A 10,682-nucleotide genomic window follows, 5' to 3' on the forward strand; every position below is an offset into this window, starting at 1 on the left:
TAACGAATTATTGATTTAAAACACTTACAAAAGCCTCTAAAAATCTATCGGCATGTGCTTTGGTTAAATTTAGTGCAGGTAATAACCTTACCACATTCGGTTTAGCCTCGCCTGTAAAAATATGATGTTTAAATAAAAGCTCCTTACGCACATTTGATAATTCTTCAGGCAATTCAATACCTATCATCAATCCCCGGCCACGTACTTCTTTAACCTGTTCCAGCTTTTTAACTTCTTTAATCAGGTAATCGCCAATGGTGGCTGCATTTTGCATCAGGTTATCCTGCTCCATTACTTCTAATACCGCTAAACCGGCGGCACATGCCAAATGGTTACCGCCAAAAGTTGTACCCAGCATACCATAAGCAGGCTGTATTTTAGGCGAAATAATGATACCACCAACCGGGAAACCATTACCCATACCTTTTGCCATGCTATAAATATCGGCATCAACACCTGCAAAATCCTGTGAGAAAAATTTGCCGGTACGCCCATAACCACATTGAACCGAGTCGGCTATAAAAACCGCATTATGCTCATCGCATAGCGAGCGGATCTTTTGCAGAAAACTTTCAGGAGCAACCTGTATACCACCAACGCCTTGTATGCCTTCAATAATTACAGATGATATTTCATTGGCGGCAAAAGCCTGCTCCAAAGCGGCTTCATCTGCCCATGGTAAAAATATTACATTATCGGTTTCGTTGATAGGGGCAACAATTTTAGGGTTATCAGTAACCGCGACAGCTAATGATGTACGACCGTGAAACGCTTTAGTAAAAGCGATCACTTTCTTTTTACCGTTATAAAACGATGCCAGTTTTAACGCGTTCTCGTTAGCTTCGGCACCAGAGTTACACATAAACAACTGGTAATCTTCCTTACCCGATACCTGACCTAATTTGGTAGCCAGTTCTTTTTGAATTGGGATCTCGATAGAATTGGAATAAAATCCCAACTGATGTAACTGGTCTTCCAACCGTTTTACATAATGCGGGTGGGTATGGCCTATGGATATTACGGCGTGACCGCCATACATATCAAGGTATTCTGTATCTTGATTATCATAAACCAGGCTGCCCTGGCCTCTTACTATATTTATTGGATTGACCGGATATACGTCGAATAATTTCATATTATTTAAGCTTAAAGCTAAAAGCGGAAAGCAAAAAGCCTTCTTACTTTCGTAATGTTTTAATAAGGCCAATCAGCATGGCCTTTACTTCATTAATTATTGTATTTGTTTGCTGATACAACAGATCATCAACATAGGACAAATCCCGGCACATTAAACAGCAATATTCTAATTCATGTGCTGAGCCTAACGCCTGATCTAAAAAATGAGCAAAATCACGTTCTGTATTTCTTCCACATCCTTCAACTATATTAAGTGGAATAGAGTAGGAGGCACGCTTTGTTTGGCTCATTAAATCATATTGTTCACTTTTAGGGAATTTTGGAAGTAGGGTCAAGTAAACAAACATATTAAGTTCATGTGCCTTTTTCCATACTTCGTATTTCTTATAATCCCTCATTATTTATCAGTTGCTGCGGCTTTAGGCTTTGAGCTTTCTGCTTTAAGCTAAAATCCAGTGGCCTTCAATCGCAGCCCGGCTCGTTCATCCAGGCCAAATAGCAGGTTCATATTTTGAACTGCCTGGCCTGATGCTCCTTTCAGTAAATTATCTAAGATGCTTATTATTAATATTTTGCCTTCGTGTTTGGTAACCTGCAAAAAGCATTTATTGGTATTTACAATCTGCTTTAAATCTATGTTTCGATCGGTTACGTGTGTAAACGGATCGCCGGCATAATAATCCTGGTAAAGCTTAAGTGCAGCTTCGGCACTCAGGTCACCGTCGGTATATATAGAAGCTATAATGCCGCGTGTAAAATCACCACGATAAGGGATAAAATTTATCGCTTTACTGAAACCAGCTTGTAACTGCTTTAATGACTGGCCTATCTCATTCAAGTGCTGATGATTAAAAGCCTTATAGACAGATAGGTTATCATTTCGCCAGGTAAAGTGGGAAGTAGCTGCCAGACTTTGGCCTGCGCCGGTTGAGCCGGTTGTTGCTGCAACATGAACCTCGTTATTTAATAACCCTTTAGCTGCAAGTGGCAATAAACCCAACTGTAAACAAGTAGCAAAACAACCCGGATTGGCAATATTATCGGCTGTTTTGATAGCTTCCCTGTTTAATTCAGGCAGTCCGTAAACAAAGTTTTTGCTTTTAAATTTTGAATTTTGGCTTAACCTAAAATCCTGGCTCAGATCAATGATCTTAATGTGATCAGGGATATTATTTGACTCCAGGAATTTTTTAGCATCACCGTGGCCAACGCACAGAAAAAGCACATCAATAGCGAAGGAAAGCTCGCCGGTAAAGCGGAGGTTGGTATCGCCAAAAAGGTCGGTATGTACCTCGTAAATATGGTTGCCGGTATTGCTGTTGCTATGTACAAAAACAATCTCCACATCAGGGTGATTGATCAGTATACGCAACATTTCGCCCCCGGTATATCCGGCGCCGCCAATGATGCCGGCGCGTACTTTATTTAATTTCGATCCTGTCATTGTTTGTAGATGGATAAGAGTATAAAATAAACTCCAGGTCGCTACGGTCATTATTACTGATGAAGTGCTTTTGACCGGGCAAGATCTCAATGCCCTGCTCTGGTTTTAACTCCGTGATGTTGCCATCAATAGAGAAAGTAGCTCTTCCTTTTAAAATGAAGAATACCTGCGTAGCTTTTTCGTGATAGTGTAACTGTTCTGCCGTATCAGGCGGCATTAATTCCTGTTTAACTGATAGGGCTTCGGTATCAATAAAAGTCCAGCCATGACAATCGTCGCCCCAGTTGTAGTGTTTTAAACAGTTACCCTTTGAGAAAGCTTTATTAATCATTTTGATTGGGGTTATTAACTTTATGATAGATCATTACCTGGTTGCCAAATATTTTAGAGAAGCCTTTAACATCTTCGCCCGACCATGCATTATTCATTTCGCCATAGCTGCCAAACTTGTTCGACATCAGATCGTGATCAGACTCAATACCGATCACCTGGAAACGGTATGGATGCAGTTGCACAAATACCTTGCCGCTTACATTTTGTTGTGTGTCGGTTAAAAATGCCTCTATGTTGCGCATAATAGGGTCATGAAACTGACCTTCATGCAGCCAGTTGCCATAAAATGCAGAAAGCTGATCTTTCCATGATAACTGCCATTTGGTAAGCACATGTTTCTCTAAGGTATGGTGAGCTTTGATGATCACCATTGGCGCGGCGGCTTCAAAGCCTACACGGCCCTTAATACCAATGATAGTATCGCCTACATGAATGTCACGGCCAATACCATAGGGTTGGGCAATGGCCTGCAGTGCCTGTATAGCTTTGGTTGGATGATCGTATCTTTCCTGATCAATACCAATGAGCTCACCTTTTTCAAAAACAAGTTCAAGGTTTTTTACTTCAGATTCGGTAACCTGGGTAGGCCATGCCTCTTCTGGTAAACCTAAGTTTGAGGTAAGGGTTTCTTTACCACCAACTGAAGTTCCCCAGATACCTTTGTTGATAGAATACTTTGCTTTTTCAAAGTTCATATCCACACCATGTTTTTTCAGGTAATCGATCTCTTCCTCACGGCTCAGTTTCAGGTCACGGATAGGGGTGATGATCTGAACTTCGGGAACAAGAATATTGAAGATCATATCAAAACGCACCTGATCGTTACCTGCACCGGTACTGCCATGCGCTACATATTCGGCACCTATTTCTTTAGCATAATTTGCAATAGCAGTAGCCTGGCTTACACGCTCGGCACTTACTGAAAGGGGATAGGTGTTGTTTTTTAAAACGTTACCATAAATTAAAAAGCGTACACAGGTATTGTAAAAGTTTGTTGTTTCGTCAACCACGTGGTGTGATGTAACGCCCATTTTGTAGGCGCGTTCTTCAACACCTTTTAATTCTTCATCACTAAAGCCACCTGTATTTACAATAACAGAATGAACTTCGTAACCCAGGTCCTGTGTTAAATATATACAGCAAAATGAGGTGTCTAATCCTCCGCTATAGGCTAATACTACTTTTTTCTTCATCTTTTTTTGAGCTTAAAGCTAAAAGCGTAAGGCTTAAAGCTTTTCTTTTCAATTTATGTGTACTTGTTTCTTTAAAATTATTTTGCTTTAGGCTTTCTGCCTTTAGCTTTCAGCTTGGCCAATACGCTTTTTTATGGCATTTTCAATACGCTCAAGCAGGGTAGCCTTGTGCGTTATCCTTTTCATTTTTTCTTCGTCCTGTTTTTGTTTTTCGGCCGGATCAAACAGCATGGCGGTGCACATGCAGTTTTTACGCTCCTTGCTGGTTAATATATCATAGTTAACACAACTTTTGCAGCCTGCCCAAAAGTTTTCGTCCTGGGTAAGTTCAGAGTAGGTTACCGGTTCATAACCGAGTTCTGAATTGATCTTCATTACAGCCAATCCGGTGGTTAAACCAAAAATTTTGGCATCAGGATACTTAGTACGTGAAAGCTGAAATATCTTGTGTTTAATGGCTTTAGCTAAGCCCGCCTTACGAAACTGGGGATTAACAATGAGGCCCGAATTGGCCACAAAATCGCCATGGCTCCACGTTTCAATGTAGCAGAAACCGGCCCAGGTACCGTCTTTATGCAAGGCAATAACCGCCTTTCCTTCCAGCATTTTGTTGGCCACATATTCAGGCGAACGTTGTGCGATACCCGTGCCTCGGGCCTTTGCCGACTCGGCCATTTCGTCACATATCTGGGGGGCATAATCTACATGCTGGGCTGTAGCAACCTTAATATCAAAATCTTGTATGGTCATTGAAATAGATATTACCGTTAAATTAATTGGCTTAATAGCCTTAATAATTAGATGGTTTTTTTAAAAAGAAGTTTAAAAGCTTTCTTTTTGAGGGGTTCAGGACAGGAAATTAATTCAAACCCGTGGCATATAGGGCCTTCGTCGGGGAGGGCAGCATAAAAAAACAGTTGAAACCAAAGCAGCGGCAGCCGGAGCAAATGTTGCTCTTATTGCAGGCTTATTTAAGCTTTGTTGATTCATTTTTTGAGGTATTACTGTGTTTTTAAATTTTGTGCAAAGTATCGCATTAATTTTTATTTATGCAAGAAAAATATGATTTAATCACGTTTAACTTAGATACATGCGCACATACCAGCAAATATTACATTTAAATTGAATTAAATAGCGCTGCAAGCACCTGCTTTGCCGGGAGTTAGTTTAACTTAAAAGCACCGTACTTACAATTACATGTAAGTTACAGTGCTTTATTTTAACAGGTGTGCGTGATAATTATTTTCCTTCTTCAAACTTATCTATTAGCAATCTTAACTTTTTATCGGGCCTTTGCGTGCTTTCTACAAGCAAGGTAACTTTTCCATTTTTTCCTTCAATGGTAAGTGTATAATCCTTTTCACCATCACCATCTTCGTCACTAAGGGTATTATTAATAATTGTTTTTCCCTCTTTAAATGGTGTTTTCCAGTTGCAGATATTTGATTTTACAACCCCTGTAAGTGTTTGTTTTCCGTTCTCAATTATAACAGAGATGTTTGATTTACTTATTTCAATTACTGTTTGCTCATCTACGGTCCGCTCTAAATTACCGCTGGCATCAAGGTGATCGGTTTTTGAAGATGTGAGACTCAATTTTTGGTCGCATTGCGCGAGGCATACACTACTGCCGGCTACCAGCAGTAAAAGTGCAAGGAGGGTTGATTTCATGATTTTGACTTTAATAGGTTTAAAACTCAAATAAAGATACTTGTTTTGTATAGTATTATGCAATACATAGTTCTATAAAAATATAAAATAAATCGCAAGTTATTGATAGTGAGTATAAAATAATTGTATTTTAAAACATACCACCTGTTGATCCTAAATGGACAAGGACAGCAGGACGCCTATTCGGGGCGACAGCATTTATTAATAAACTGAAGCAATTCATGTGCTTATTTCAAAACAAAGTCCATTTACGCGAAATAACTAAAACATAGCTACTACAATATTCGTATAGGCGTAATATGTTGATTGACGTATTATTTTAACTAACGCACCCTCATGAAGCCGGTTTTTATTCCAAAATATATTAGTGATTATCTTCAAAATAACAGCCGCGAGCCTATAGTTCTTGAGCAGATTAAAGCAGCTTACCAAAAAAAACTGGTAAAAGATGAGCCGGAGATATCCGTTGTAATGCCTGCCTATAACGAAGAGGAAAATATAGTGCCTGTACTGGCATCGCTCTGTAATAATATCACTGACAGGGGGGTTGAAATCATTGTGGTCAATAACAACTCCGCCGATAGTACAGGAGCGCTGGCCGAAGCCTGCGGCGTAACCTGCATCCTGGAAACAACACAAGGTATTACCCCGGCGCGTAACGCTGGTTTGGCAAAGGCCAAAGGTAAATATATATTAAATGCAGACGCCGATACCATATACCCGAAGGATTGGATAGAGGAGATGGTCAAGCCGCTGGATAACAACAAGGTAGCTATTACCTACGGAACATTTTCTTTTATTCCTATCGGCAGCACCGGCAGGGTCACTTATTATTTTTATGAGATGCTTGCAGACCTGACAAGACTTTACAATAAATTTAAAAAAAGCGAGGCGGTAAATGTTTATGGCTTTAACTCGGGTTTTAGGCGTGAGCAGGGATTGCAGGTTGATGGTTTTAACCATCCACCCGGAACTAATGAAGACGGTTTTCTGGCTTTGAAACTAACAGATAAGGGCTTTGGCAAAATGCACAGGGTAAGCAAAGCCAACGCAGTTGTATGGACAACGGACAGGCGCCTGCAAATTGATGGTGGCCTCTGGAAAGCTGTCGGGAAAAGACTTAAACGCCTATTTAACTTTTAAACCAGTCAGCAAAAGCGTTTTTCACTTGCGATGCGGCAAAAACGGCATATTTAATTTATTTAAGCGTACTATTTGACGGATATCCAGCTGCCCATTTCAAAATCAAATCTTTTAATTATCCTGGCCGGGTTACCCACAGCTACGGAGTAGGCAGGCACATCGCTGGTAATTACTGCACCTCCGCCAACAACGCTGTGTTTACCAATGGTTACACCGGCTGTGATAACTGCATTGGCTGCAATCCAGCAATCGTCCTCAATGGTTATGGTGGCCATTATGATTTTTTGATCCTTTATGGCAATATCCGTATTTCTGTATTCATGATTGAGGCCGCTAACTACGATATTCTGCGCTAAAATTACGTTATTGCCGATATTAACCGGCCCAATGATAACATTGCTCATGCCGATAAGCGTACCATCACCGATAATGACATCACCAACACCGTTATTGACAGTGGAAAAACTTTCAATAGTTGATCCCTTTCCCAGACTGAACTTGTTAAAAGGCAGCACGTCCATACGGGTCCGGTATCTGACCTTTGAGCCTTTACCGTAGTGGTGTATAAACGGATTAAGAAACAGCCTTACCCACAGGCGGGGCCTTGCCTCACCCGGTGCGATCAGCATCCAGTGAACCAGTTTTTTTAAATCGGGATTGCCTTTTATTTTCTCTTTCAGCGACATGGTTTTATATATAACATTTATTTCCTTTTTGCCTTATCCCATACAGCGCTTTGTCTGCCGGCTGCAAAACGGAATATTCCCCTGATCACTGCATAATTCATCATGCAGAAGTAAAAGGGGATAAAGAGTATTTTAACTTTTACCTGTCGCGTTTCCAGCAGCCATCCAAATAAGGACATGCTGTAAAATGCCAGCTGCAAACACAATATGAGCTGAAAGATAAACGGACTGCCACCAGCCGCCACAATTAAAATATTTAACAGCAGTACCAATATCATCAGGAATGGCACCACCGTCCACCGCAGTACCCGGTGGCTTATATACTGGAGTGACAGCACCGGCAGCTTAAATGGCAAAAGCAGGCTTTTTAACCAGATGATGGATTGCAGGCCGCCCGCCGCAATCCGCACCTTGCGCTTCATCTCTTCCCCGATATCTTCTGAGGCAGTTTCAAGTGCGTAGGCATCGGGTTCGTATATAATTTTATAGCCTTTTTTAGCTATCAACATGGAGATCATAAAGTCGTCAATGATGGCATTTGACGGAACCGGCTGGTACAAGGCTGTTCGTACACTAAACAGTTCGCCAGCGGCACCTACAACCGAGTAAAGTTCGGAATCCCATATTTTTAATCTGGATTCATATTTCCAATAAAATCCTTCGCCGGCAGTGGCATCGGCATTTTCAGAAATGTGTACCCGCTTTTCACCAGCAACAGCTCCAACTTTCGGGTTGGCATAATGCCTGCAGATATTTACGATGGCTTCAGTATTTAGAAAAGTATTGGCATCGGTAAAAACGATGACATCCGTATCTACAGCGGCCACCGCACGGTGTACGGCCGCCATTTTTCCCATACGTGCTGCCGAATGCATGTGTTTGATCTGCGGGTATTTTGCCACCATATCCGCTGTTTTATCAGTAGAGCCGTCAGTTATAAAAATAAACTTTAACTTGTTTTCGGGGTAAATGAGGTCTATGCTGTTTTTGATTTTTTCCTCTATAACCGATTCCTCGTTATAAGCTGCCACAATTAGCGTGCAAGTTGGCAGGTTTACCACTTGGGGGATAACGGGTTTTCCGCTTATCATACGTTTAATCTTTATCAAAATAAAGAGTAGAATACCGTATCCAAGAAACGCATAAAAAATGATAAATAAACCTACCCAGAATGTGATGATCATATTTTTTTGATGGGATACCCCAAATTTTTACTGTTCCTGTTGTTAGTCATATTCCACCAAATTGCCCTGAATAGCCACTTAATGAAATCAGTACGTCCCATTTGTACGTATTTTAACAGGTTGCGGGATACAACAATGGTAAAAAAATATAAATAAAATATAATCCTGGCATATAAAGGTGYATTCCTGCGGATAAACAGAATCCTGTTCCTGTTCATAAAATACTCTTTTAATGTACTGGCCTTCCCCACTGAAACCGATTCTTTGTGATAGATGAGCGCGCCGCTAACCAGCCATATTTCATAGCCCGCCTTTTTGATACGGTCGCACCAATCCATTTCCTCATAATATAAAAAGAAATTTTCGGCCATAAGACCGGCTTTTTCAACGCATTCTTTTCTGATCATCATGGCAGCGCCATGTGCATAGCCCGTGGGGCCGGTTAACTGATCGTACTGCCCTTGATCTACTTCAAACTGGCCTATACAATGGTTTCGCGCTGTAAAATAGTTCATTGATGTAAACCCCATATACTGCAGCATATCGGGCTGGTCAAAATACCTGATCTTAGGCGATACCATTCCGATGCGCGGATTACTTTCAAGCGTATTTACCAATGTTTCTATAAGCCCCGGTGTAAACACCGTATCGTTATTAACCAGGAAAAGATAGTCGCCGGCGGCTTCTTTTATGCCAAGGTTGTTCCCTCCGGCAAAACCCAGATTTTCGTCCGAGCGGATAAATTTAATATGCGGGTATTTTATAGTCCATTCTGGAACACTATTTACCGCGCTGCCGTTATCAACCACAATAATTTCAACAGGGGAATAATTATTTGTTAAGTCAATTGATGATAAAAGCGCCTGTGTAACGTAACCTTGATTGAAATTAACCGTAATGATGGAAACTGGCTTCATGTAAATAAAAGTTGAAAAAAAACAAAGCTCCTGATGCCCCTGTTTTGTTGAAATTATTAATTAAAATTGAGAATCAAAGCAAATAAGCGGAAAGATATATCAGGTTTGCAAAGCATTGCTGAAAAGGAACTGGCGGTTGAAGAAAAGCTGGATGAGTTGATAGATATGCTTGCCAGGTATCAATTTGATAGCGAAACAGTTAAACAATTTCAACGACGGTTTAACCAGGCTATTGACGATAAATCATTAAATTCGAAGGCAATTGATGCTTTTAAGGCCATCGACAGCAAGGATAACATTTCAAGGACCGAGTTACTGGATGAGTTTAGCATGTTGCTTTTATCCAATAAGATCGACAGTAACATTTCAAGCAGCTATTTAAAAGCTAAAAGAGCGAACAAGTGGATTTTGATGATCACGGGTATCGTGATGATTACCCTGGGTTTGGCCATGATCATTATGCCCGCTCCCCCGGATTTTGAAATGTTTACCATCTTTTATTTTAATCAGGACGATGGCATAACACTAATGGACCTGATTTCGTTAGGTATTATTTTTTCGGGTATATATATGCTGATCAGATCATTTTATAGTAAACATGGCCATTAATCAGATTAAGAAAATATTACTTGTTGACGATGATCCGCTTTTTCTGAAGCTGGTGGGGCAGGTATTTAAAAAAGCGGGATTTGAGTATATAACAGCTCAATCAGCAGAAGAAGCCCTCGAATTACTGCATACAATACCTACGCCCGATATCATAATCTCAGACTATGAGATGTTGAAAATGAATGGACTGGAGTTCCGTACGCATCTCATGCTCGATGCCGCTTATAAGGATATTCCTTTTATTTTTTTAACGTCCTTTTCTGATCATGACCTCGTACTTAAAGGTCTTAATCTGCAGGCTATTGATTATGTAACGAAGGATACATCTGTCAATGTGATCGTATCAAAGGTGAATAACATACTAT

General features: G+C 40.5%; 13 protein-coding genes. 3 read left to right on the forward strand and 10 right to left on the reverse strand.

Annotated elements, in window-relative coordinates:
• Positions 1 to 7 precede the first annotated feature (7 nt).
• The 7 genes from AC1DRQ_RS20440 to AC1DRQ_RS20470 all read right to left on the reverse strand — a co-directional run bounded on the left by AC1DRQ_RS20440 (position 8) and on the right by AC1DRQ_RS20470 (position 5,778).
• Complete coding sequence (locus tag AC1DRQ_RS20440; RefSeq protein WP_477426603.1) at positions 8 to 1,135, reverse strand: aspartate aminotransferase family protein; 1,128 nt, start codon at positions 1,133 to 1,135, stop codon at positions 8 to 10.
• 43 nt (positions 1,136 to 1,178) lie between these two features.
• Positions 1,179 to 1,535 carry a four helix bundle protein gene (locus AC1DRQ_RS20445; protein WP_477426604.1) on the reverse strand — a complete coding sequence of 119 codons (357 nt, stop codon included), beginning with the start codon at positions 1,533 to 1,535 and terminating at the stop codon, positions 1,179 to 1,181.
• Positions 1,536 to 1,582: 47 nt separating this feature from the next.
• Entirely contained in the window at positions 1,583 to 2,581 is a 999-nt protein-coding gene (gene argC / locus AC1DRQ_RS20450; protein WP_477426605.1) for an N-acetyl-gamma-glutamyl-phosphate reductase, read from the reverse strand.
• The gene (locus AC1DRQ_RS20455) at positions 2,559 to 2,912 is read right to left on the reverse strand and encodes a cupin domain-containing protein (RefSeq protein ID WP_429391968.1); all 354 of its coding nucleotides are present in this window, start codon (positions 2,910 to 2,912) and stop codon (positions 2,559 to 2,561) included. Before AC1DRQ_RS20455 ends, argC begins: the two co-directional genes overlap by 23 nt.
• A complete protein-coding gene (gene argG / locus AC1DRQ_RS20460; RefSeq protein WP_429391970.1) occupies positions 2,905 to 4,107 on the reverse strand; it encodes an argininosuccinate synthase in 1,203 nt (400 codons plus the stop codon). Before argG ends, AC1DRQ_RS20455 begins: the two co-directional genes overlap by 8 nt.
• A 102-nt stretch (positions 4,108 to 4,209) precedes the next feature.
• On the reverse strand, positions 4,210 to 4,857 hold the full coding sequence (locus AC1DRQ_RS20465; RefSeq protein WP_477426606.1) for a GNAT family N-acetyltransferase: 648 nt from the start codon (positions 4,855 to 4,857) through the stop codon (positions 4,210 to 4,212).
• 489 nt (positions 4,858 to 5,346) lie between these two features.
• Positions 5,347 to 5,778 (reverse strand): hypothetical protein, encoded by a 432-nt coding sequence (locus AC1DRQ_RS20470; protein ID WP_477426607.1) that lies wholly within the window; start codon positions 5,776 to 5,778, stop codon positions 5,347 to 5,349.
• A gap of 336 nt (positions 5,779 to 6,114) precedes the next feature.
• Between AC1DRQ_RS20470 and AC1DRQ_RS20475 the strand changes: the two genes are divergently transcribed.
• Positions 6,115 to 6,921 carry a glycosyltransferase family 2 protein gene (locus AC1DRQ_RS20475; RefSeq protein ID WP_477426608.1) on the forward strand — a complete coding sequence of 269 codons (807 nt, stop codon included), beginning with the start codon at positions 6,115 to 6,117 and terminating at the stop codon, positions 6,919 to 6,921.
• Positions 6,922 to 6,989: 68 nt separating this feature from the next.
• Here AC1DRQ_RS20475 and AC1DRQ_RS20480 read toward each other — a convergent pair whose 3' ends face one another.
• The 3 genes from AC1DRQ_RS20480 to AC1DRQ_RS20490 form a co-directional block, all read right to left on the reverse strand.
• A complete protein-coding gene (locus AC1DRQ_RS20480; RefSeq protein WP_477426609.1) occupies positions 6,990 to 7,607 on the reverse strand; it encodes an acyltransferase in 618 nt (205 codons plus the stop codon).
• A 17-nt stretch (positions 7,608 to 7,624) separates the two neighbouring features.
• A complete protein-coding gene (locus AC1DRQ_RS20485) occupies positions 7,625 to 8,698 on the reverse strand; it encodes a glycosyltransferase family 2 protein (RefSeq protein ID WP_477426610.1) in 1,074 nt (357 codons plus the stop codon).
• An 89-nt stretch (positions 8,699 to 8,787) separates the two neighbouring features.
• The gene (locus AC1DRQ_RS20490) at positions 8,788 to 9,708 is read right to left on the reverse strand and encodes a glycosyltransferase family 2 protein (protein ID WP_477426611.1); all 921 of its coding nucleotides are present in this window, start codon (positions 9,706 to 9,708) and stop codon (positions 8,788 to 8,790) included.
• Positions 9,709 to 9,774: 66 nt separating this feature from the next.
• Between AC1DRQ_RS20490 and AC1DRQ_RS20495 the strand changes: the two genes are divergently transcribed.
• Positions 9,775 to 10,317: a hypothetical protein gene (locus AC1DRQ_RS20495; RefSeq protein ID WP_477426612.1), complete on the forward strand. Its 543-nt coding sequence runs from the start codon at positions 9,775 to 9,777 to the stop codon at positions 10,315 to 10,317.
• On the forward strand, positions 10,307 to 10,682 hold a 376-nt coding region (locus AC1DRQ_RS20500; protein ID WP_477426613.1), incomplete at its 3' end, for a response regulator. The genes AC1DRQ_RS20495 and AC1DRQ_RS20500, both read left to right, overlap by 11 nt.

The sequence above is a fragment of the Mucilaginibacter sp. P4_E8 genome (assembly GCF_056401495.1).